Below are 23,569 nucleotides of genomic sequence, written 5' to 3'. Positions count from 1 at the left end.
GCTTATATATGCAAGTAAATTAGTTGAAGAAATTACAGAAGAGTTTGAATTAGATTTTAGTGATAGAACATCCATTACATTTCATGATGTTGAGTATATTGATGAAGAAAATATTTGTATAGCTATAATAAAGATAAAAAAATAAATAAAAAAACAAGGTATCCAAAGATGTGAAATCATCTTTGGATACTAAAAATTTAAAATTTGAAGATAGGGGTCATATTCGAGTATCCACAACAAAACAGTAAAAGTCAGAAAGAATATAAGTACATAGTTAAAATTTCATAGGTAATTAGGGTATCGTAATATCTATAGCTTAAATTTGAAGACTCAACACTGTATCTAAATATCCTTAAAACATATATTATAAATTTGAATCATTTGGAGGAATTAATATGCTAGAAAAAAGATTAATTTTAAAAAGAGAAAGTTTATATAAGAAGAATTATATTCCAGATAAAATGGAAGTTTTTAAAATAGATTTAGATTATAAAAAGGAAAAATTTTATGATGAATTAGCGTTATTATTAGGAAAAATTTATATAACTAAAGAAGGAGATGTTTTATAATGAGAGGAGTTATTTATGCTAGATTTTCATCAGACAATCAAAGAGAGGAGTCAATAGATGCTCAAATAAGAGCTATAGAAGAATATGCTAAAAGAAATGATATTAAAATAGTAAAACAATATATAGATAGAGCTAAATCAGCAACTACTGATAAAAGACCACAATTTCAACAAATGATAAAAGATAGTGCATTAGGAATATTTGATGTAGTAATAGTTCATAAGTTAGATAGGTTTTCTAGAGATAGGTATGATTCAGCTGTAAATAAAAGAAAGTTGAGAATGAATGGGGTAAGATTAATCAGTGTTATTGAAAATTTAGATGGGAGTCCTGAATCTATAATGCTTGAATCTCTTCTTGAAGGAATGGCAGAATATTATTCTAAAAACTTAGCAAGAGAAGTTATGAAAGGTATGAATGAAACAGCATTAAAATGTAAACATACAGGAGGGACACCTCCTTTAGGATATGATGTAGCTTTTGATAAAACATATATGATAAATGAAAAAGAAGCTATAGTTGTAAGAGAGATATTTGATATGTATGTAAATGGGTATAGCTATAAAGAAATTATTGAAAATTTAAATGAAAAAGGATATAAAACAAAGTTAGGAAGAACATTTGGTAAAAATAGTATATATAACATACTAGAAAATGAAAAGTATAGTGGAGTATATGTATTTAATAAAGCTTCAAAAAAAGATATTTTCGGTAGAAGAAATAGTCATTCACATAAAGAAAATAAAAATATTATAAGAATAGAAGGAGGAATGCCTGCTATAGTATCTAAAGAAATTTTTCAGAAATCAAAAGCAATGATGTTAAGTAGAAAAAAAGCTCCAGGAGCTAATAAAGCAAAAGAATTATACTTACTAAGTGGTTTGATATTTTGTGGGGAATGCGGCAGAAGAATGCATGGAAACAGAAGGACTCAAAAAAATAAACAAAAGTACAGCTCCTACAGATGTAGCTGTAGAATGAAAAGTGAAAAATGCAAAAATAAAGAAATAAGGAAAGAGTATATTGAAGAATTTGTACTATCTGAATTGGAAAAAAATATATTAAATGATGAAGCTATTCCTTACATTGTAAAAAAGATTAATGAGTATTTAAAAAAGCAATCAAGTACTAATGAAACTAATCTTAATAGCTTTAAAGAAGAATTAAGAAAAGTAAATAAACAGATAGAAAACATAATTAATGCTATATCAAATGGTTTTTTTCAAGAATCATTTAAGATTAAGATGGATGATTTAGAAGTTGAAAAAGCTAATTTAGAAATGCGAATAAAAGATATAGAGTTAGAATCAAATGATATGAAAGTAGATGAAGCAAAGGTTAAAGAATTGTTTACCATGTTTAAAACTTTTATTATGGAAAAGAATTTACCAGAATGCAAAAAATTCATCCATAATTATGTGAAAAAAGTAGAAGTATATAGAGACCACGTTGAAGTTATATTCAACGTGGTTTTTGAGTTTTTAAAGGATATAGAAGATTTAAATATAAGAGTTAAAATAAATAAAATAGAGTTAATAGAAAGATATAGTAATAGCTTTTATATAAATGTAGATTAAATATAAAATTATATATTCAATATTAAATAGGTTAGTTACTCCGAACGTGGATATATATAAATAAAATTGTAGCTGTAACTACAGCTACAGCCGTAGCCGTTAAGTATATCATATACAGTGGGGTAGTCTTTAAGGTGCTTTCTGATTTATAAAATATTGACTAGTGAAGATGGTGTTTCTATATATTTACAATTATATAGAGTAATGCTAAAATTAGTTTAAACGTTAATAGTATTTAATAAAATTTATTATTAGGACTAATATACGCATTATACAAAGTAGATAAATATAGAAAAGATAGACACGTATTTTGTATAAACTCTATAAATATATTAAGTATAATATTTTATAGAGTTAAGGAAGGTGAGGTATTTTTAATGAGACTAAAATTCCAAGAATGGTATAAAGAAAGAAAATTTTCAGATTTAACTGAAGATTTATTCGATGAAGCAGTTGTTTGTTATAAAGTATCAGCATATAGATCGGCATTTTTAATGTCGTACTTAGGATTTCAAAATATAATTAGAGAAAGAATATTAAATGACGATAGAAAAGAAGATGTTTTTACAGAGGATACTATAAATATTTTAAATAGTAACGAACGTTGGGAGTTTAAGATTACTACTATAATTCAAAGTAATAATAAAAAAGAAAAAGAAAAAAAAGCAATATTTGAAGATAATTATATAAATAAAAATATTAAGAACATAAACCCTTTTAAATTAAGCAAAGATGTGGAGCAGGAATATAATTATTGGCATTTAATTAGAAATAATAGTGCTCATGCAAAAGGCGGGGTTATTACTTATTCTACTATAGAATGTTTTTGGGATTTCATAGAAAATAATTTATCAAATTTTATAATTAATGGCGGAAAAGATGGTTTGATAACAAGAGTAAAAGAATGCTATAAATATAAAAATGAAAAAAATGCTAATGATATAGAAGATATAGAAGTTATAGTAGATGATTTAGTATCCATAGGTGAAGAAAAAGAAATTTATGAATTTTTAAAAGAAGTTTCTACGATATTAAAAATACAATATTATAATAAATATAATATTGTAAATAAATTTTGGGATAAAATAATTAAATTTGATAATAAAATAGTTAAGAGGTGTTTATTAAAATTATTAAAAGAGGATATAGATTTATTATTAAAATTTATACAAATATACAGAATTATATTTAAGGAATTAGAATGCGATTATAGATTTATGGTAGATTTAAGAGAAAAAGAGATAGGGAAATTTCTTAAATATGCAGATAGTTATGAAGAAAGAAAGTCTATTTGGACATTAATAAATCTAATATTAAAAGAGAATAATTTAGTAGAAGAGGAACAGGAATCATTTATACAAAAAATAGCTAGAAATAGTAAGATGCCTCCAATTTTAGATAATATAGATATTTTAAGGAATACATGTTATTTTGAAGAATTAAGGGAACATTTATTTTCTTATAAATGTGATCCTTATAAGAGCGGTGGAAAAAAACATGTTGACAACAATTCTGAAATTATAGAATTTTATTTATTAGAATCAGGATTGGATACAGACGTAGTTGAAAAAGTAAATAAAATGTATGAATGGTGTAAGGGATGGAATTATAATGAATATGACAATAGGTATTATTATGATAGAGAAGGAAGATTCTCCAAAATGATAGATAAGTTATTAGAAGATGAAGAATTTAAGTCTAAGTATGAAGAGATACTTAAAAAAATAAATACATAAGTAAAACGATAATATAATAAATATCTAACTAATTTAATTAATATTTTTAAAATACAGACTAATAAATTATTTTTCATTGGTGGATTTTAAAGGCTGTGATTCGCCTCCACCAATTGAGAATATGACCGTATAGAGAAATCTATACGGTTTTTTAGTGCAAAGATTTAGCTAATAACATATAAAAAGTAAATCAAAGAAAGGGAGGTTTTATGATTAAGAAAAGAGTTGTATTATTAATGTGTTCTGTATTTATATTAACAGGGTGCAATAATATAAGTGAATCTTCAGTTTATAATAAATTTTCTAAAGAATTAAATGATGTTTACTATTTTGATGTAGAAGAAGGTTTTAAAGAAGTTAAATTAGAAATTGATTTAAATGTAGAAAAAGGTAGCGTTAAGTTTGAATTAAAAAATCCAAATGAAGATGTTGGATGGAGTGAAGTAGTAAAAGGAGATTTTCATGAAATAAAAGATTTAGATAAAATTGAAGGAAAGTGGGAATTAAGATTTGAATCTTTAGATAGTGATACAAATGGAGAATTGAATATTAAATTTAGTGGGAAATAAAATGATTTTTATAATGAGTAGGGAATTATATTCCTATTTAAATTGTGGATAAGTATAATTTACATTACGAATTTCAAAAAAGTATACATTTAGAAATTTTTAAAAGAAAGATTTTTTTATAGGAGGGCAATATGAATCAAAAGGTACTGAAAAAAATAGCAAAGGGATTGAATGAGCTAAATTGTACTTGGGCAATAGGAGGATCGGTAGTATTAAATCACTATGGTTTAGTAGAAAAACCAAATGACATAGATATATTAATAGATGCAAATCATGCAGATAAAATAAAAAAATTTATGGATACGATAGGTACGTATATAGAGTTGCCTTCAAAAGAACCCTATAAAACAAAAGAATTTTTTGGTTATAGAGTAGAAGATACTATGGTTGAGTTTCTTGGAAATTTTAAAATAGATTTAGGAGAAGATAAAATTTATGAGTTTATTTTAGATGATGATTCTATTAAAGATTATATGATAATAGATAATATAAAAGTAAATTTGACCACTTTAGAAGATTGGTATGTAGCATATAGTGTTATGAAAGACCCAAAGAAAAGAATCCCTTTATTAAGAGAATACTTAAAAAAATCAGGAATAAAGTATAAAAGCTTATTAGAAAGAAATCTAAATCAGAATTTGCCAGATTGTGTTAAATTAGATATAGAAAATATATTATTGCTAAAATAGAAATACTTTTAATCGTAGGTAAAAACCGTATAAAGAAATCTATACGGTTTTTTAATATACTAAGGGATTATAAGTATTTAACTAAACTTGCACCAAGGAAAAATCCTGAACCAAACCCTAGAACTATACCTAAATCTCCTGAATTCTTAACATATTTATTCTCTTTTGATAATGTATATAATCTATTTAATCCTGCAGGTACGCTTGCACAGGATATATTTCCATATTCTTTATATATTTGAACTGAAGGTTGCATTTGATTATCAGTTAAGTCGAATAATTTTTTTACTCCTGCTAAAATTTTCTTTCCTCCAGAATGCATAACCCAATGCTTAATATCTTCTTTTTTTAAGTTATGCTTTTCAAGTAATGAAGAAACTAATTCGTATATATGTGGTGAAATGTTTTCAAGAAGCTTTTCATCAAGATGTACTATCTCATTTTTCATGGACATACTATTACTATAATGAGTTGAGACTTTAGTGTCTATAACTTGAAGGTTACTATTGTCAAATGAACTATCTTTAGTAATTAATGTAGCACAAGCTCCATCACCAAATAGTGTTAACATCATTAGCTGGCCATTATTATCAGAATCTAAGTTATTAAGATATTTAATAGTTTGAGCTTCACAACATACAACTAATATATTATTTATATTATCATCTTTTAATAATGTATTTGACAAGTTTATTGCTGAAATGAATGCACCACAACCTAAACCGAATATAGGATAGTTATGAATATCTTTATTGAAAGCTATTTCTGAGAATATTCTACTGCTTAATCCTGGAAGTTGTTGGTCAACTGAATTAGAACAAGTTATTATACAGTCTATATCCTTAGCTGTAATCTTATTTTTTATAAATAATTTTTCTATTGCTTTAAAGCACATTTTCGTCATATCTTCATTGGACTTATTTTCTTTGAAATTGTATGTAGAAAATTTTGAGTCTATACCACCTTTTCTAAATAAAATTTTTAATTTTCGAGAGTCTTGTAAGCCTAAAAACTTCATCATCTCCTCGTTATTTTGAATTTCTAATTCAGGAAATCCTAATTCTGGTTTGCTTATATAAGTTTTCATATGTTTTATCCCCCTATTTGTTTTAATTGTATGCTAAGTTATGATAATGTCATTTTGGTAATATTCTACTATTAAATTCATAAAATGACAATATATTACATGAAAATAATTTATTACATATAAGGGTATATATATATATAAATGTAAAGAATTACTTCGAATATATTTTGAATTAGCAGGCATTGAGAAGTAAATAGAGAATATGTAAAAATATTGTAAATGCTCTCCTAATATTCAAATTATAGATAATATTTGCTATAATATTTTTATAACGAGTAGGAAATTATAATCATCTTCAAATTGTGGATAAGTATAATTTTCGTTATGAGTTTCAAAAAAGTCTAAATTGAAAATCTTCAGAAGGAAGACTTTTTTATTATTTTCAGGTTGGAGGGGGGTAGATAAATCAAAATGTTCAAAACAGACATCAAGAGTGTATTAAACAACTTAGGGTTTAAAGTGGGCATTTATATGCTACTGGTTGCAATTGTACCATTAAGCATTTACTTAATATTGAATAATATAGTTGTTTCTAAATATTTTTTAAAAGTAGAGCAAGAAAGTGTAATATCTAAAGTAGAGAATGCTAATAAAATTTTCAGGTCAGAGGCATTAAACCTACAAGAATTAGCAGAGGATAATGGAATATGGGACGATTTTTACAAAAAAATAGAGGAAAAAGATATTGAGTGGTTTAAAGAGAATTATTCTGAATGGGTTCCAGATAATTTTTCTATAGACTTGATAGTTATAGCGAATAAAAATAGAGAAATTATTGATCAATATGGATTAAAATATACGAACGATACAGAATTATTTGATGATGATAAGATTAATGCTGTATTAAGTGGGAAATATGATAAAAAGAAAAATTATCCAAGTGGTATCAAGATTTATAATGGAAATTTGTATATTATAGGAATATCACCTATTCTTTTATCAGATTATGAAGGTCCTTCAAGAGGCATAATTATTTTTGGCAAGGAAGTTAATACGGAATTTCTTCAAAATATAAAAGATAAATTTGGATACGATATTCTCTTTTCATATAGAAATAAGCTTGTTATGAATATGGATATAAGCAAAGAGATTAAGGAACTTTCTGATATAATCAAGGAAGTTAAAAATCAAGAAACATTTGAATTAGGAAAATCAAAGATTGTTGGAAGCATATCAATTAAAGATCTTTCTGACGAAAATATAGGAAAACTCTATATTGCTGAATCTAGATATATATTTCTACATACACTTGGCTTAATACATAGGAATGCTTTTTTCATTTTTATTTTATCTTGTATTTTAAGTCTAATATTAAGTGCTAAATTAAAAAATATAATTCTTAACCCAATGAAAGGGCTTGAAAATGAAATTAGTAAAATAAGAGAAAATAACTCATCGATACGATTTAAAATTAATGGACCAAACGAATTTATTAAGTTTTCCAGTAGTATTGTTGAATCCTTGAATCAAATGAATCATATTATCTATCGATATAAAAAAGAAAACAAAAATTTAAGGTTGATTTCTAATACAGATGGATTAACTTCATTATATAATCATAGATATTTTTATGAGTGTTTTAATGAAAAAATAAACTCTGGACTGAAATCAATAACAGTGTTATTTTGTGATATTGATAAATTTAAATTGATAAATGATATTCACGGACATATCGTTGGTGATATGATTTTGAAAGAAATCGGAAATATTATAAAGGAATCAGTGGAAGAAAATGGGTTGATTTTTAGATATGGTGGAGAAGAGTTTGTTGTCATGATGGATAACTATACTGCGGAAAAATCTTTTGATATAGCAGAAAATATTAGAATTAATATCATAAAATCTAAACAAATTCAGAAGTATTCTGGAGATTTACCAGTTACCATTAGTATTGGATTATCATCTTATCCTAATGATTCGGTAGATGCAAAGGATTTAATAGAAAAAGCTGACAAAGCTATGTATTTTGCAAAACAAAATGGTCGCAATCAGTGCTGTATATATAAGGAAGAAATAGAAAAAATAATAATGCAAAATTGTACAGAATTTGCAAAGAAAGAAATATTGATAGACTCTGCGTTTGCTATAAGTGCAGCTATTGATGCTAAGGATGTATATACGGGTAAACATTCCGAATTGGTAACAAGATATTCACTTTTATTGGCTGAAGAACTCGAGTTGTCAGTGCAGGACAAGTATGCATTAAGGATAGGTGCTCTATTACATGACTGCGGGAAAATAGGAATTCCTGATAACATTATTAACAAACCAACTAGACTAACGGATGAAGAATTTAATATAATAAAAAACCACACTATGTTAGGGCATAATATTGCAAAACATATTGTAAAAAATCCAGTAATTATTGCTTGTGTTAGAAACCATCATGAAAGATGGGACGGAGAGGGGTATCCAGATGGACTATCAGACAAGTTTATTCCTATACATGCTAGAATCGTATGTATAGCAGATGCATATCATGCTATGATATCTGATAGACCATATAGGAAATCCTTGTCTCAATATGAAGCTTTTGAGCAGTTAAGAAAAAATAAAGGAACTCAATTTGACCCCTATTTAGTGGAATTATTTATTAAAACAGTTAAGGAAGATTCAGGGGTTTAACAAAAGATACTCTTATTAAGGGTATCTTTTGTTTTTTATTTTAGCAGCAATAATTACAATAATAGGTAAAATCACTTCAAATGTAAAAGCATAATAAGGCCAAACTGAGTAACTCCAATCAGCAAAATGCATCCTACTGTCAAATTGAATAAATGAAAAATTAAGAACGATTAAGCAAATTGGTATTACTATAAAACGATAGTCACTAAAATTAAATAGTTTGCAAACTCCAAGACAGGTAGCAAGTAAAAGCATATTTAATTTAACAAAACCTCCTATTACAAAAACAAGTGATGATATTATTTCAAGTCTTTGGATAAAATCGCCTATATTTATTCTCGAAATAGTACTGTATGCAGAGTAATATTTTTGTAAAGCTTCTGTTGGAATTACAACTAAAACAGTTGATAAAGAAAGAAGTAGAGCACATATTCCTCCTATTAATAAACCAAATATATATACATTGTAATATGATTTTTTTGTTTTAAACCGTGAAAAAATCATTGCAAGCATCACTGCTTCTCCAAAAGGAAATGTAAAGCATGAGAAAGCCCCTTTGAGAACGGGGCTTATTCCTTTATCTAATACAGGAAGAATATTATTTATATCCATTTTAGGTATTAATAACAATACTGCAATAAATACAAATAGTATAAATGGTATAATAAAAAAACTTGACCATCTACCTATGACTTCAAGTCCTTCCTTAACAGACCAAAGGCATAAAAACAGAAGAATTATTCTAGACATAATCATAGGAGTCTCAGGAAGAGCAGTATCTCTAATAAATTGGCTGGTGTTTATTAAAATTTGAGAACTTTCTTCGAAAGCAAACCAAGTGAATAGTAATATAAATATCTTACTTATAAATTTTCCGAAGCAGATTTCACAAATATCAAATAAGTTTTTATCAGGAAAAATAAGGTGGAGCTTAATAAATATAAGTGACACAATAATACCCATGAATACAGCTAATATAATAGATAACCATACATCTTTCTCACCTTCAAGTCCAAGGGAAAGTATAGAAGATGTTCCCGCTATAAAAATAGCAATCATAGATATACCTTGTTTATCAGAAATAATTTCTCTATTCAATATAAGAGCCTCCAAATTATATATTCTAAATTATATTTTTAGCAAAAATATGGTGATTTATTCTATAGGAACTATATAATTTTGAATATGTGGATAATATTTTTTTTAGTACGACAATGAGTCATAGGTTCAGCGAGTAGACGAATTTTATTGAAAATAAAATTATTAACATGTTAAAATATAAAAGATTGTATTATTATTTGGAGAGGTATTATTATGTATGAGAAAATTTTTAATCAAGAAATACAGAAGGAAATGGACAACTTTTTTATAAATAATCTATCTTGTTATGGTAAAATTGAAACCTTAAAAAAGGTCAGGTTATAAATCAAAAAGATCAAGATAGTATTTATATTATTCTTGAAGGTGAATTCAATCAAATTATGTATTCAAAAAATGGAGATGAGATAATTTTTTTTAGAATGAGTGCTGGAGATATATTTGGAGAAACAGATTTTTTTGATAATAGTAGAACCTTTGTAATGTATAAGGTATTAAAAAATGCCAAAGTATCAATTGTTAATAGAAGAATTTTAGAATCTAAGTTAATAGAGTTCCCTAGCATATATAAGTATTTCTTAAAGAGTATAATAAGAAAACAAAGAATGATTATGATAGAACTTAGTAATTTTAAATTCAATGATTCTATTGGAAAACTAGCAGACTTTTTAGTAAGGCTTTACTATACAGAAGACATAAATATAAATTTTAAGAATTATATAAGTATAGTATTAACTCATGAAGAAATAGCCAATAGAATAGGGCTTAACAGAACCACTGTTACTAATGTTCTTAAAAGTTTTAAAGATCGAGACCTTATAGAAGTAAAGGATAGAAAATTAATAATAAAAGATATACAAGGGCTCAAGAAATTAACAAATATACCGTTAGAAGAATAATCATGGATACTACATGATTATTTTTTTGACAAATTGTGACCTAGACAACAGAAATTTCTAGAACTTTGATATAAAATTTTTACTATATATAAAAAAATAATAAGGAGTTGATAATTTGAATAATATAAAAGAAAAAATTGAATTAAATTTTAATGATTTTGTTGCTAATCTTCAGAACTTAATTAGAATACCAAGTGTATATGAAGAGGATAATAGCAAATATCCCTTTGGAAAAAATATAGATGATGCTTTAAAGGAAATGCTATCAATTGCTGAAAAATTAGGGTTTAAAACATATTATGATCCTAATGGTTATTATGGATATGCTGAATATGGTAGTGGGGAAGAAATGGTTGGAGTATTGGGACATTTAGATGTTGTTCCAGCAGGAGATTTGAAAAAATGGAATACAAATCCTTTTGATCCTGTAATCGTAGATGGAAAATTGTTTGGTAGAGGAACTCAGGATGATAAAGGACCAACTCTTGCTGCTATGTATGCTTTTAAGGCATTACTAGATTCTGATGCTACAATTAATAAAAAAATAAGATTTATATATGGTACAGATGAGGAAAACCTTTGGAAGGGAATAGCTGAATACAACAAAAAAGAGACAATACCTGATTATGGATTTACTCCAGATGCTAGCTTCCCATTAATATATGCGGAAAAGGGTCTTTTACAAGTTGATTTAGTTGCTAAAAATGAAACAGATATAAGATTAAATGGTGGAGATGCATATAATTCTGTTCCTTCAAATGTGTCTTATGATTGTGAAGATCCAGAAAAACTAGAAGAAGTTCTTAAAGAGTTAGGATTTGAATATAAAAGAGAAGAAAATAATATAACAGTTATTGGGAAGAGTATGCATGCTAAAGATTCAGAAAAAGGTGTAAATTCTATAGCTAGATTATTAATAGCTATGAATAAAATTGGTCTTAAATCAAAATCTATAGATTTTGTAGTAGACAATATTATGGAGGATGCACTTGCAACTAATATATTTGGTGAATGCACAGATGAAGCTTCAGGTAATTTAAAGTTTAATATTGGAAAGATAAGCATTGATGAAGAAAAAGAAGTTTTAAATATAGATATTAGAATTCCTGTAACTGTAAAAAAGGAATTTGTTATGAATAACTTGAATGAAGTAGCTAAAAAATATGGTTTTGATATTGAGGAAAATGATTACCTAAGATCTATATATACCCCTCTTGATTCGGAATTAGTAAAAACTTTGATGGAGTCTTATGTAGAGATTACTGGAGATACAAAAAGTCAGCCTATCTCATCTGGTGGAGCAACTTATGCAAGAGCTATGGACAATTGTGTAGCTTTTGGACCAGCTTTTCCATATTCAAAAGAGACAGAGCATCAGCCAAATGAGTACATTGAGCTAGATGAAATAAAAACAGCAATAGAGGTTTATTCATCAGCTTTAGTTAAATTATTAAAATAATAAAGGAGGATATTTAAAATGACAAAAGCTAAGAAAAAAATGAGTTTCCCAACTGCGTATACGGTATTATTTATTGTATTAATTTTAGCGGCAGTATTAACTCACATAGTTCCAGCTGGTTCTTATGGTAAACTTGTATATGATGATTCTGTACAAAAGTTTGTTGTTACGTCACCAAATGGATCTACTAAAGAATATGAGGGTACGCAGGCAACTCTTGATGAATTAGGAATAAAAATAGATGTTGCTAAATTTACAGATGGAAGTATTTATAAGGCAGTAGCAATTCCTAATACATATGAACAACTTGAAAGCAATCCTCAAGGGATTAAAGAAGTTATTCAAGCTCCTATTGAAGGTGTGTATGAAACAAAAGACATTATGCTATTTGTATTTATAATTGGTGGTATAATAGGAGTATTAAATAATAGTGGAGCATTTGATGCAGGTTTTGCAAGTCTTTCACGTGCTACAAAGGGAAGAGAGTATTTACTAATAGTTATAGTTACTTTCTTAATTGCTCTAGGAGGTACGAGTTTTGGACTAGCAGAAGAGACTATAGCGCTTTATCCAATACTAGTTCCAGTGTTTATGGTAGCAGGCTATGATGCAATTGTTTGTATAGCTGCCCTATATATGGGTTCTTCAATTGGTACAATGTTCTCAACTGTAAATCCTTTTTCTTCAGTTATAGCATCTAATGCAGCTGGAATAACATTTACAAATGGTCTTACATTTAGAGCTACGGGTCTTGTAATAGCTACTATAATAACTATTGTATATATTATCAAGTATGCTGAAAAGATTAAGAAGGATCCATCAAAGTCACTTATATTTGATCAAAAAGAAGATTTAGAGAAAAAATTCTTAAATCAAGATAAAGAAGTTCCGGAGTTTACTGGTAGACGTAAGCTTATGTTAACTTTATTTGCATTAGCTTTTGGTGTTATGATTTGGGGCGTTTCAACTCAGGACTGGTGGTTCCTAGAGATGACAACGTTATTCTTAGTAGTAGGTATTATTATATGTGCTATTTCTGGAATGGGCGAGAAGGAAGCTGTTCATAATTTTGTTGCAGGAGCTGCTGATCTTGTAGGTGTTGGACTTACAATAGGTGTTGCAAGAGCTGTTAACTTAATACTAGACAATGGACTTATTTCTGACTCGATACTTAATAGTGCTACTCATGTAGTTGAAGGAATGAATGGAGGAGTATTCGCTATATTAATGCTGTTTATATTCAGTATGTTAGGATTCTTTATTCCATCGTCTTCAGGTCTTGCTGTTTTATCTATGCCTATAATGGCACCTCTTGCAGATACTGTTGGACTTCCAAGAGACGTTATTGTTAGTGCTTACCAATATGGACAAGGACTAATGGCTTTTATAACTCCTACAGGACTTATATTAGTAACACTTTCTATGGTAGATGTAACGTATGATAAATGGCTTAAGTTTATAATGCCTCTAATGGGTATAATAGCAGCATTCTCAGGAATAATGTTATTAGTACAAGCTTTAGTTTAATCTGAAATTAAAAGGACTATAATGATGTTTCAAATCATTATAGTCTTTTTTTGATTGAATAGTAACTGAAAAATCATAGAAAAATTTAATGAAACTAAACTATAATATAGAAAATTTTTATTCGACAAGTTAATGCAAATATTGTATTATTTCTAATGTAAAGAATTTTAAGAAATTATATTTAAGAGGAGGATTTATTAGATGAGAAGATTATTTGCCATGGCTTTAGTTTTAGTTATGACAGTATCTGTTTTGGCAGGATGTGGTTCAACTTCTACTGAAAAACCAAAAGAAGAGACAAAAGAGTTAACTGTATGGCTACCTCCAATTGGAGAAAACGACAAACCTGTTTGGGAGCCTATACTTAAAGAATTTGAAGAAAAAAACAATGTAAAAGTTAATTTAGAAATAGTATCTTGGGAAGGATATCCTGAAAAATATGCGACTGCAATTGCAGCAGGAGAAGGACCTGATGTTGGGTATATGTATGCAGAAATGTTCCCTCAATTCATAGAAATGGGAGCAGTTGAAGACTTAACAAATTATTTAACAGAAAAAGATATGGAAAATTATCTATACATAGACGATTGTAAAATGTTAGGCGGAACATATGGACTTGCTATAGAAGCTGCAAATCCAGCAGTTCTTTACTATAACAAAGATATATTAAAAGAACTTGGAGAAAAAGCTCCAAAGACTTGGGAAGACTTTAGAAGAATAGCTAAAAAAGCAACAAAAGATACTGATGGAGATGGAAAGATAGACCAATGGGGATTCTCTCAAGGATGGGGAAGAAACTTCTTTGGAGATCTTAACTGGAACTGGTATGGATTTTTATGGCAAGCAGGTGGAGAACTTTATAACGATGATTTAAAAACAGTAAGATTTAATGATGAAGCAGGATTAGAAGCTGCTCAATTCTTATATGATCTTAAGTTTAAAGATAAAGTAATTCCAGATAATGCAATGGGACAAACTGGTAAGGAAGTATTACAAACTACATTTGGACCAGGAAAATCTGCATTTACGATTTGGCTATCATCAGCAGCACATGAAATATTAGACAAATCATTCCCAGACCTTAACTATGGATTTATAACTTCTTTAGAAAATAAAGCTATGGGAACATTTGCTTCAGTTGACCAATTAACTTTAATGTCAGCAGCTGAAGATAAAGAATTATCATTTGAATTAATGCAACATATGTTAAGTGCTGATTCTATGACAAAATTCCATAAATATCATCCAAGAGCTCCAATCTCTAAAGATGAACCATATCAAGGAGATCCACAACTTAAAGAAATGATAGAAAATGATAATGGAATATACAGACCATTAGTTGTAGCTCCTCACGGTGTTGAAGTTTATGATTACCTATGGAAGCAATTACAAAGAATGATGGCTGGAGAAGTAGAACCTAAAGAAGCTTTAGACGAAGCAGCTAAATATGCAAATGACTTATTAGCAGAAGATCAATAATCTAAATAAAGAATAATACAAAGCACCAAAAATGATAAATATTTTTGGTGCTTTATCTTCATTTAAATGAAAATTTAATCCGTATCAAGTTTTATAATAAATGAATTATTAGTTCAAAACCTACAGGATATACTGTGAATTTTGAAGTGGTAATTCAAAATTTAGATTTAAAGAGGAGATTTTTATGGAAGAAATAGTTTTAAATAAAAATGAAGAATTAAAAAAAACTACAACATTTAGCTTTAATAAAAGAAAAATGTTAGAGAGGGCTACGGCCTATGGATATATACTTCCAATAGGAATATTACTAGTGAGCTTTTATGTAATTCCTATATTAATGTCTGTTTACTTTAGCTTTACAAAATACAATATAATGGCTCCAGCAAAATTCGTTGGGCTTAAGAATTATATGAATCTATCTAAAGATAAGATGTTTATAGCTTCACTTAAAAACACAATTATATATACAATTGGTGTTGTACCACTTCAAACTTCAATAGCTTTATTAATGGCTGTATGGATAACTAAGAGAGAAAAAAGTAGAATAAATGAACTAGTCAAAGGAGCTATGTTTGTACCTGTAATATCTTCTATGATACTTATTGGAATTGTATGGAGAATATTTCTTAATGGAGGATCATCACCACTTAATATAATATTTACTTATTTAGGATTGGATATTCCTAATTGGATAGGAAATACAAAACTTGCTTTACCTACACTAATGGGTATATCTGTATGGAAAAATGCAGGATATTTTATGGTTATATATATATCAGCAATTATGGATATTCCAAAGAGTTATTATGAATCAGCTAGAGTTGATGGAGCTAATAAATTCCATGAATTTTTTTATATAACTGTACCGCTTTTAAAGCCTACAACTATAATGGTGGTTTTTCTAGGCTGTATATGGTCGCTTCAAACCTTTGACCTTGTATATACACTAACAGGTGGAGGACCTGGTGTATCTACTATGACTATGGTACTTCATATATATAATTTAGTTTTTAAACAATTTAGAGCTGGATATGCAATGGCTGTTGCAAATGTATTATTTCTTTTAATAGCCATTATATCAATCCTTCAAAGAAAATTACTTCAAAGAGATAAATCTATTTACTAGAAAAGGAGGAACTGTATGAAAAGCATAAAACAAATAATTGGAAATATATTATTACTTATGATAGCAAGTTGTATGATAGTTCCCTTTGTATATATGTTGTTAACATCTTTTAAGGTTACTTATACAGCGTATAATTTTGATTTTTCTTTATCTGATATGACGCTGCAAAATTATATAACTATAATTAGAGATACTAATTTTTCACATTATTTCTTTAACAGCTTATTTATATCTATGTCAGGTGTAGTGTTAAATGTATTATTCAGTAGTCTAGCTGGATTTGCCTTTGCAAAAAAAGAGTTTTCAGGAAATGAAAAAATATTTTTCTTTATGATTATGACATTAATAATACCTTCACAAGTAACTATGATTCCGCTTTATATAATAATGAGAGAACTAGGATGGATTAATAGTTATCTTGCACTTATACTTCCTATACCAACTGCTTTTGGAGTGTTTTTAATGAGACAAGCAATACTTAAGATACCCAATGATCTAATAGATTCAGCTAGAATAGATGGTTGTTCTGATATTAGGATATTTTTTGAAATAGTAGTTCCTTTAATAAAACCTGCAATAATAACACTAACTATATTTACATTCATAGGTGCGTGGAATGAGTTTTTATGGCCGCTGATTGTTACGACTAATGATTCTATTAGAACATTGACGGTTGGACTCTCAAGCTTAAATTCTCAATATACTGTTAATTATGGGCTAATTATGGCTGGAACTACATTAACTTTTTTACCATCTTTTATAATTTATTTGATTTTACAAAAACGATTCGTAGAAGGAGTTACTCTTTCTGGGATAAAAGGATAAGGGAGTGATTAGCTTGAATTTTAATATGAATTTATATGACTCATCGGTAAAGCATATAAGGGGAAAAGAAGAAAACCTAATAGAAATGAATCCAAAGATTGATGTTTTAAAGCAAGAAGAGTTTGGATTTCAAATTCTTATAAATTCAGATATACATTATTTTTGTCAATTAGGAAAAACTAATGATATTCATTGGAAAGGATTAGGAGATAAAATTCGCTTAGAACTCGATATAGATCAAAATTTAAGAGAACATTTTAAAATGAATTTTCTAGGATATGTAAAAGATGATATGAAAAATTTAGTAGCAGATCCTATACTAGATAAAAAGTCTTTATACATACAAAAAGATTACCAGATGATTTGGGTAGAAGGGAAAATTCCTGAAAGTTATGATAAAGAAACTATAAAATTAAAAATCAAGGCATTTTACTCTAAGGAATATGAAAGAGAAGAATTAATATTAGAAAAAAAAATAGAAATTGAAGTAATAGATTATATATTAAAGCCTGCTAAAGAAGGAGATTTTTTCTTAGATTTATGGCAACATCCTTGCAATTGGGCAAGAGAGTATGACGTAGAGTATTTTTCAGAGAGTCACTTTGAAATAATAGATAATTATATTGAGGACTTAGGTAATTTGGGCCAAAGAGTTATAGACCTTATAGTTACAGACTATTCGTGGGCTGGTCAAAGATGTTTTGAAGTGTATGAAAATTTTGCTAATTTGTTTGAGATGAATATTATAAAGGTATTTAAGAATAAGGAAGGTAAAATACAGTGTGATTTTTCTTCATTAGATAGATATATAGACATATGTTTTAAGCATGGAATAAAACAAGAGATTAACTTATTTGGATTAATAGGAAATTGGGATGCTTTTTTATTTGGGAACCCTGTAAAAGAACATAAAGATGCCTTAAGAGTTATATATTATGATGAAAAAGATGGATGCTTTAATTATATAAAAAGTAAAGAAGAATTAAGAGATTATTTATCATTAATTTTTAATCATCTTGTAGATAAGGGATTATGGGATAAGGTCAAAATTATGAGTGATGAGCCTGATAATGCTCAAATATTTAAAGAGTGTTCTGATTTTATACAATCTGCTATACCAGAATATGAGATAAAGTATAAATGTGCAATTCATCATCAAGGGTTCTTTGACAAGCATGGAGATAATATAGAATCGCTATCTCTTAGTACTTGTGAGATATTGAATAATATGGATTCTATAAAAAAGCTAAAAAAAGAGGTTAAAAGAAGAGATGGAATTTTAACTTGGTATTCATGCTGTTTCCCAGAAAAACTTAATATATTTCTAAAATCACATTTAATAGAAAGTAGACTTAAGGGATGGTTTACTTATTATTTTGATGTGGATGGATTTTTAAGATGGGCATATGGTATATGGCCTGGTAATGTTTTTGAAGATGCAAGCTATAAATACCCTAGATGGCCTGCTGGAGATATGTTTTTTGTATATCCTGGAAAAAATTTAAAGCCTATTCATAGTATAAGATATAAGAGCTTCTTGTTTGGAATTCAGGACTTTAATATATTTAAGGAGATAGAGAAAAAAGGAATATCAAAAGATGAACTTTTAAGTCAAATAGAAACTCTTTTAGGAAGTAAAGAAGAGATGAAATCTTTACCTGAGCGAAAAGTGAAGATGGATTATTCACTAGATTATAATAAATATAATGATTTGAGAAATCAGATGATAAAAAAATATTTAATTTAAAGGTGATAAAAATGATAAAGCCTGAAAGTGCAAAAATAGAAGAATTTGAAGAGGTTATAAAGCTTATAAATAAAGTATTTAGAATATCTAGAGGGTATAATCCTACTATGCAGCAGGAATTTCCTCTACTTCTTAACAAAGATAATATAGAGAATATGATTGTTATAAAAGAAAATAAAAAGATAGTATCTGATGTAAATTACTTAATTCAAGATATACTTATACAAGGAATTAAGATAAAGACAGCTTCAATAGGAGCAGTTTGTACTGATAAAGAACACGAGGGCAAGAGGTATTCATCAAAAATCTTAGATAGAGTAGAAGAGAAGATGTATGATGATGGTGTAGATATAGTATTGATATCAGGAGATAGAAGCTTGTATACAAGAAGAATGTGTAGTAAGGTTAAAAACTTCTACAAATATACTATAACTCCTAAAGATATTCAATTGAATCTAGATATACAAGAATATAATGAAAAATATATAAATCAAATGATACAAATGTACAATCAAAACTCTACAAGATACTTTAGAACAAAGAATCAATTTGAAACACTATTAAAATCTGCTACAATACCATTTGGAAACTATAAATATAAAAAGCTAGTAATAAAGAAGGATGATAATTTAATTGGATATATAGTTATAAGATTAATAGATAAGGAAGAAAAAAAGATAGGTCAAATTATAGAGTTGAATTTAGCACCTAATTATGTAAATGATACTATTTCTTATCTTGCATATAAATATGATTTAGATTATGTTGATTACTGGGTACATGTGAAAGATTGTAAAAATCATATAGAAAATTCAGATGAAGTGAGTATAGATTATCTTCATGGAACTATAAAAATTATAAATTATGAAAAACTATGCAAAAACTTACATAACTATTTTTCTCAATATTTAGATAATGAGATTTTGGATAATATGGAGTTTGAAGATTTAGATAATAGATATCTAATAAAGTATAAGGATGAAGAACTTGTAATAGAAAATGTAGATAGCTTAAACAAACTGTTTTTTGAAGGGAAAATTAAAGAAGAAGTTTTAAATGAAAAGCCCCATATTGAAAAGTTTATAAAAGATATATTTCCACTAGATTTTGTATGGACAGCTAATCTTAATTATCAATAATAAGGGGAAAAATTTTATTGAAAAATGTACTAGATATAATCTAGTACGTTTTTTTTATTTCTGCAATAATCCATAATGTCCTTTCTGCTTTAGCTCCAACACCTAATATCAAAGTACTTCCTGTTATGAACAATGTTATAAGGTAGCCTAAATGCTTCGGTTTAATTCTATTTTAATAAAGTGAAACTTAATTCAGATGAAATAAAAATATCTATTGGTAAAGCCAATATACATATTACTACCTCTTTTTAAAGACATAATATATAGAATTAATAAAATAAAAATTATAACCGATAAATATATAAGTAATTATAATATATTTTTTAAAAATCTAAGGAGGCGTTATAATATGAAACTAGGTAAAAAATTACTTCTATTCCAGTTTACATCAATCGTGATTCTTATAACATTAATCTTGGGAACGGTATATTTTTATAATATTAATTTATTTAACGAAAATTTAAAAAAAGAAGTAGTTTTACTAGTAAAAAACTCTGCTGAGTTTATTGACTATAATATTGAGCAAAATATAAAAAAAATAAAAATGGTGTCTCAGGCAGATGTATTAGAAAGATTTAACTCTCGAGATATAAATGCTTATTTTGAAGAGCTTGTAAAAGAAGATGATTCATTTAGAGCTTTACATTTTTATGGAAATGATGGATTCTTAATCGCGTCTACTATTGATGGAATTGAATATAGAGAATCATTTGTAGAAGATGCAATAAATGCAAATCAAGGTGATGTTTTTGTTGGTGAAGCATATACAACAGAAGGTAGTATAATTATGAATATATATACTCCTATTACAGATGATAGTAATACAAAAGTAATGGGTATCCTAGTAGGAGAATTTGATTTAAGTTCAATCATTAAAGAAATAGATAAAGTAAACAATTATTTAATAGGAGATAAATCAGCATATTTAGTAAATGCTACAAATAAGGTTATTTATACACAGGAAGAAGGGGTAAATAACTTAGATATTTTACCTGACGCCCAAGTTAATGATGATATTAATAAAGCACTCGGAGGTGATGATACAGGGTTTATTGAGTATGAGGATTATAAGGGTGAAGAAGTAATTGCTGGATATGCTGACATTTCAGAATTTGGAGTAAATGAAGGTGGTGATTGGTCTATTATTGCAGTTGCTGAAGTATCTGCTGCATTTAGTGGAATTAACAAAATGATTACAACAATAGTAATTATAGCGTTGATTGTTCTATTGATTATAATGGCACTTGTGTTTATTTTTTCAAAAAGTATTGTAAATCCAATTAAAGCTGTTGTAAATTTTGCTAATGAAATTGCTGATGGGAATTTAAAGATTCAACCTATGCAAGTTAAATCAAAAGATGAAGTGGGAATACTAACAAATTCATTAAATGAAATGCACCAAAGCTTAAAACAAATTGTAATAAATATCTTTGATATATCTAATAATGTTAATGTGTCAGCAAATGTATTAGATCAAAATTTAAATGAAGTTTCAAAAGCTACAGAAAATGTGACAAGCGTTATTACTCAGATTTCTGAAGGTGCTATGAATCAAGCTGAAGATACTCAAAATGTAAACAGTAATATGATAGACCTTGGGGATATAATTGAGAATAATGCTCAAAATATTAAAGAATTATCGATTGCATCAAGTAAAATAGGGCAATTAACTACTGAAGGCCTTGAGACTATTCATATGCTATCTGATAATACAGATGAAAATAAGAAAATAATTAATAAGATTATAGATGTTATTAATAATACTAGCGATAGTGTTCAAATGATTGGACAAGCAAGTAGATTAATAGCTGGTGTTTCAGAACAAACTAATCTACTTGCCTTAAATGCAGCTATTGAGGCAGCTAGAGCTGGAGAAGCTGGAAAAGGCTTTTCGGTTGTAGCGGAAGAAATAAGAAAATTGGCTGAGCAATCTGCACAATCAACAAATGAAATAGATAAAATATTAGAAGAGTTAACTAGTAATGTTGAGATAGCAACACAAACAGGACAGGAAGTTAATATAACTACAAATAATCAAATAAATAGTGTTTTAGAAACAAAAAATAAATATAATAATATATCAAATGAAATTGAAATTACTATTGATAAAATCAATAATATTACTAATTTAAGTGATAAAATAGAAAATGGAAGAATTAACGTTTTAGAATCAGTTCAAAGCTTGGCAGCTATTGCCGAAGAAAGCACTGCAAGTACTGAGGAAACTGCAGCTTCAACAGAGGAAATATATGCTACAGTAGAGGGAATGACAGAAAAAAGTAAAATGTTATTTAATTTGTCTAAAGAGCTAAATAAATCAGTTGCTAAGTTTAAAATTTAAAAATTCTATTATTTTTAATTTAAAATTATACGTACAGATAGGTCTTAATTAAAATTAAGATTCATTTGTATATAATCTGAAAAACAGGTGAATTAATTCACCTGTTTTTATATTAATCTATTATTCTTGATAATTATTTAAAGTATTGTTAACAGCTTGCATAGCACCATTAACAGCATTTAAAGTCTCTTGTATTTTTTGTCTGTTTTGTGGTTTTTCTACTGTACCAAGAGCATTATTTAAGCAGTCAGTAGCACTTTGAAGTTGTTGTTGTACCATTTGAACGTGATGTTTAGCATTGTTATTTTGCATTTAAGAATCCCTCCATAATATATTAATTTGTGTTACAAATATATTATGTCTTTTTTTAAAAAGATAATTCACAGATTAACGAATTACAAATTATAACCAAGTTTTTTTGCTTTATAATAACAAGATACAAGTGCTGCAACATCATATCTTGCGTCATGAAAGTTCACATCATCACATTTAAAAAGTCTTTTAGCTCCATCTAAAACTTTCTCTGGTTTTACTTGAAGAAATTCCATAGATTCTTCAAGTCTAGGTTTTTTTATTCTTCCACTCTTATTCTTTAAATTCATTATAGGTTTAAAGTATTCCATAGTGCAAAAAAATTCATGTGGATACCATACTACTGCACCTAGTCTGCCAAATTCGGCATCTACGAACTTTTTATCAAAGTTTACATTATGAGCTATAAAAATGCCTCCCTGTAAGTCATTTGCCACTTCTTTATAAACATCTTTAAACTTTTGTCCGTTTGATAATGATTTTAATATTTCTACACTGAATCCGTGAACCTGTTGAGCTGAAGGTTCTACATAATCAACATCAAAAAAGAAATTCTTAGCATATGCAACCTTTTCTTCACCTTTATCATTAATATCACATACACAGTATGTAAGCTGAAGTATTTGTCCAGGATTTAAGCCTGTTGTTTCTGTATCTATAAAAATTTTTTTCATGAAAATCTCTCCTTATTAAAACTATTAGTGCGATTATTACAATTATACACCATATAAGAAATTAAATCTAAACTTACAATTATTTTTAAGC

The 23,569-nt window shown here is 27.5% G+C and carries 19 protein-coding genes and 1 pseudogene; 16 read left to right on the top strand and 4 right to left on the bottom strand.

Annotation, left to right across the window (positions count from 1 at the left end; all coding sequences use genetic code 11):
- The first annotated feature begins 395 nt into the window (after positions 1-395).
- From N4A48_RS06885 to N4A48_RS06865, 5 genes are all read left to right on the top strand, one after another.
- Positions 396-569: a hypothetical protein gene (locus N4A48_RS06885; protein WP_293665118.1), complete on the top strand. Its 174-nt coding sequence runs from the start codon at positions 396-398 to the stop codon at positions 567-569.
- Positions 569-2,146, top strand: a complete 1,578-nt coding sequence (locus N4A48_RS06880) for a recombinase family protein (protein ID WP_293665117.1) — start codon at positions 569-571, stop codon at positions 2,144-2,146. The genes N4A48_RS06885 and N4A48_RS06880 overlap by 1 nt, the downstream gene beginning before the upstream one ends.
- A 377-nt stretch (positions 2,147-2,523) precedes the next feature.
- Positions 2,524-3,882 (top strand): hypothetical protein, encoded by a 1,359-nt coding sequence (locus tag N4A48_RS06875; RefSeq protein WP_293665116.1) that lies wholly within the window; start codon positions 2,524-2,526, stop codon positions 3,880-3,882.
- Positions 3,883-4,091: 209 nt separating this feature from the next.
- The gene (locus N4A48_RS06870) at positions 4,092-4,451 is read left to right on the top strand and encodes a hypothetical protein (protein ID WP_293665115.1); all 360 of its coding nucleotides are present in this window, start codon (positions 4,092-4,094) and stop codon (positions 4,449-4,451) included.
- Between the two features lie 131 nt (positions 4,452-4,582).
- Entirely contained in the window at positions 4,583-5,140 is a 558-nt protein-coding gene (locus tag N4A48_RS06865; RefSeq protein WP_293665114.1) for a nucleotidyltransferase domain-containing protein, read from the top strand.
- A 67-nt stretch (positions 5,141-5,207) separates the two neighbouring features.
- Here N4A48_RS06865 and N4A48_RS06860 read toward each other — a convergent pair whose 3' ends face one another.
- Positions 5,208-6,227, bottom strand: coding sequence for a 3-oxoacyl-[acyl-carrier-protein] synthase III C-terminal domain-containing protein (locus N4A48_RS06860; protein ID WP_293665112.1), 1,020 nt, complete (start codon positions 6,225-6,227; stop codon positions 5,208-5,210).
- Between the two features lie 411 nt (positions 6,228-6,638).
- Between N4A48_RS06860 and N4A48_RS06855 the strand changes: the two genes are divergently transcribed.
- Positions 6,639-8,852, top strand: a complete 2,214-nt coding sequence (locus N4A48_RS06855; RefSeq protein WP_293665111.1) for a diguanylate cyclase — start codon at positions 6,639-6,641, stop codon at positions 8,850-8,852.
- Between the two features lie 15 nt (positions 8,853-8,867).
- Here N4A48_RS06855 and N4A48_RS06850 read toward each other — a convergent pair whose 3' ends face one another.
- Positions 8,868-9,950 (bottom strand): GerAB/ArcD/ProY family transporter, encoded by a 1,083-nt coding sequence (locus N4A48_RS06850; RefSeq protein ID WP_293665110.1) that lies wholly within the window; start codon positions 9,948-9,950, stop codon positions 8,868-8,870.
- Positions 9,951-10,267: 317 nt separating this feature from the next.
- Here N4A48_RS06850 and N4A48_RS06845 point away from each other — a divergent pair.
- The 10 genes and pseudogenes from N4A48_RS06845 to N4A48_RS06800 all read left to right on the top strand — a co-directional run.
- Positions 10,268-10,468: pseudogene (locus N4A48_RS06845) on the top strand (cyclic nucleotide-binding domain-containing protein); the annotation flags it as partial.
- An 87-nt stretch (positions 10,469-10,555) separates the two neighbouring features.
- Positions 10,556-10,849 carry a helix-turn-helix domain-containing protein gene (locus N4A48_RS06840; protein ID WP_330665065.1) on the top strand — a complete coding sequence of 98 codons (294 nt, stop codon included), beginning with the start codon at positions 10,556-10,558 and terminating at the stop codon, positions 10,847-10,849.
- Positions 10,850-10,964: 115 nt separating this feature from the next.
- The gene (locus N4A48_RS06835; RefSeq protein WP_293665109.1) at positions 10,965-12,308 is read left to right on the top strand and encodes a M20 family metallopeptidase; all 1,344 of its coding nucleotides are present in this window, start codon (positions 10,965-10,967) and stop codon (positions 12,306-12,308) included.
- Between the two features lie 18 nt (positions 12,309-12,326).
- The gene (locus tag N4A48_RS06830) at positions 12,327-13,835 is read left to right on the top strand and encodes a YfcC family protein (protein WP_293665108.1); all 1,509 of its coding nucleotides are present in this window, start codon (positions 12,327-12,329) and stop codon (positions 13,833-13,835) included.
- A 201-nt stretch (positions 13,836-14,036) separates the two neighbouring features.
- Positions 14,037-15,314 (top strand): sugar ABC transporter substrate-binding protein, encoded by a 1,278-nt coding sequence (locus N4A48_RS06825; RefSeq protein ID WP_293665107.1) that lies wholly within the window; start codon positions 14,037-14,039, stop codon positions 15,312-15,314.
- 184 nt (positions 15,315-15,498) lie between these two features.
- The gene (locus N4A48_RS06820; RefSeq protein WP_293665106.1) at positions 15,499-16,440 is read left to right on the top strand and encodes a carbohydrate ABC transporter permease; all 942 of its coding nucleotides are present in this window, start codon (positions 15,499-15,501) and stop codon (positions 16,438-16,440) included.
- A gap of 15 nt (positions 16,441-16,455) precedes the next feature.
- Positions 16,456-17,265 (top strand): carbohydrate ABC transporter permease, encoded by an 810-nt coding sequence (locus N4A48_RS06815; protein ID WP_293665105.1) that lies wholly within the window; start codon positions 16,456-16,458, stop codon positions 17,263-17,265.
- A 13-nt stretch (positions 17,266-17,278) separates the two neighbouring features.
- Positions 17,279-19,012, top strand: coding sequence for a DUF4091 domain-containing protein (locus tag N4A48_RS06810; protein ID WP_293665103.1), 1,734 nt, complete (start codon positions 17,279-17,281; stop codon positions 19,010-19,012).
- An 11-nt stretch (positions 19,013-19,023) separates the two neighbouring features.
- Positions 19,024-20,151 carry a GNAT family N-acetyltransferase gene (locus N4A48_RS06805; protein ID WP_293665122.1) on the top strand — a complete coding sequence of 376 codons (1,128 nt, stop codon included), beginning with the start codon at positions 19,024-19,026 and terminating at the stop codon, positions 20,149-20,151.
- 349 nt (positions 20,152-20,500) lie between these two features.
- Positions 20,501-22,492, top strand: coding sequence for a methyl-accepting chemotaxis protein (locus N4A48_RS06800; RefSeq protein ID WP_293665102.1), 1,992 nt, complete (start codon positions 20,501-20,503; stop codon positions 22,490-22,492).
- A 120-nt stretch (positions 22,493-22,612) separates the two neighbouring features.
- On the opposite strand, the gene N4A48_RS06795 is transcribed toward N4A48_RS06800, so the two are convergent.
- Complete coding sequence (locus N4A48_RS06795) at positions 22,613-22,804, bottom strand: EscE/YscE/SsaE family type III secretion system needle protein co-chaperone (protein WP_293665101.1); 192 nt, start codon at positions 22,802-22,804, stop codon at positions 22,613-22,615.
- 83 nt (positions 22,805-22,887) lie between these two features.
- A complete protein-coding gene (locus N4A48_RS06790) occupies positions 22,888-23,478 on the bottom strand; it encodes a 3'-5' exonuclease (protein ID WP_293665100.1) in 591 nt (196 codons plus the stop codon).
- Positions 23,479-23,569: the final 91 nt, after the last annotated feature.

Origin of the sequence: Tepidibacter sp., assembly GCF_025210165.1 — a bacterium.
Classification (GTDB): Bacteria; Bacillota; Clostridia; order Peptostreptococcales; family Peptostreptococcaceae; genus Tepidibacter_A.
This window is presented reverse-complemented; position numbering and strand designations above follow the sequence as displayed.

Coding starts and splice junctions, on each gene's coding strand:
- N4A48_RS06855 (WP_293665111.1), top strand. CDS start 6,639: ATGTTCAAAACAGACATCAAGAGTGTATTAAACAACTTAGGGTTTAAA.
- N4A48_RS06815 (WP_293665105.1), top strand. CDS start 16,456: ATGAAAAGCATAAAACAAATAATTGGAAATATATTATTACTTATGATA.
- N4A48_RS06880 (WP_293665117.1), top strand. CDS start 569: ATGAGAGGAGTTATTTATGCTAGATTTTCATCAGACAATCAAAGAGAG.
- N4A48_RS06805 (WP_293665122.1), top strand. CDS start 19,024: ATGATAAAGCCTGAAAGTGCAAAAATAGAAGAATTTGAAGAGGTTATA.
- N4A48_RS06830 (WP_293665108.1), top strand. CDS start 12,327: ATGACAAAAGCTAAGAAAAAAATGAGTTTCCCAACTGCGTATACGGTA.
- N4A48_RS06860 (WP_293665112.1), bottom strand. CDS start 6,227: ATGAAAACTTATATAAGCAAACCAGAATTAGGATTTCCTGAATTAGAA.
- N4A48_RS06820 (WP_293665106.1), top strand. CDS start 15,499: ATGGAAGAAATAGTTTTAAATAAAAATGAAGAATTAAAAAAAACTACA.
- N4A48_RS06800 (WP_293665102.1), top strand. CDS start 20,501: ATGAAACTAGGTAAAAAATTACTTCTATTCCAGTTTACATCAATCGTG.
- N4A48_RS06825 (WP_293665107.1), top strand. CDS start 14,037: ATGAGAAGATTATTTGCCATGGCTTTAGTTTTAGTTATGACAGTATCT.
- N4A48_RS06885 (WP_293665118.1), top strand. CDS start 396: ATGCTAGAAAAAAGATTAATTTTAAAAAGAGAAAGTTTATATAAGAAG.
- N4A48_RS06790 (WP_293665100.1), bottom strand. CDS start 23,478: ATGAAAAAAATTTTTATAGATACAGAAACAACAGGCTTAAATCCTGGA.
- N4A48_RS06875 (WP_293665116.1), top strand. CDS start 2,524: ATGAGACTAAAATTCCAAGAATGGTATAAAGAAAGAAAATTTTCAGAT.
- N4A48_RS06870 (WP_293665115.1), top strand. CDS start 4,092: ATGATTAAGAAAAGAGTTGTATTATTAATGTGTTCTGTATTTATATTA.
- N4A48_RS06840 (WP_330665065.1), top strand. CDS start 10,556: ATGATTATGATAGAACTTAGTAATTTTAAATTCAATGATTCTATTGGA.
- N4A48_RS06865 (WP_293665114.1), top strand. CDS start 4,583: ATGAATCAAAAGGTACTGAAAAAAATAGCAAAGGGATTGAATGAGCTA.
- N4A48_RS06795 (WP_293665101.1), bottom strand. CDS start 22,804: ATGCAAAATAACAATGCTAAACATCACGTTCAAATGGTACAACAACAA.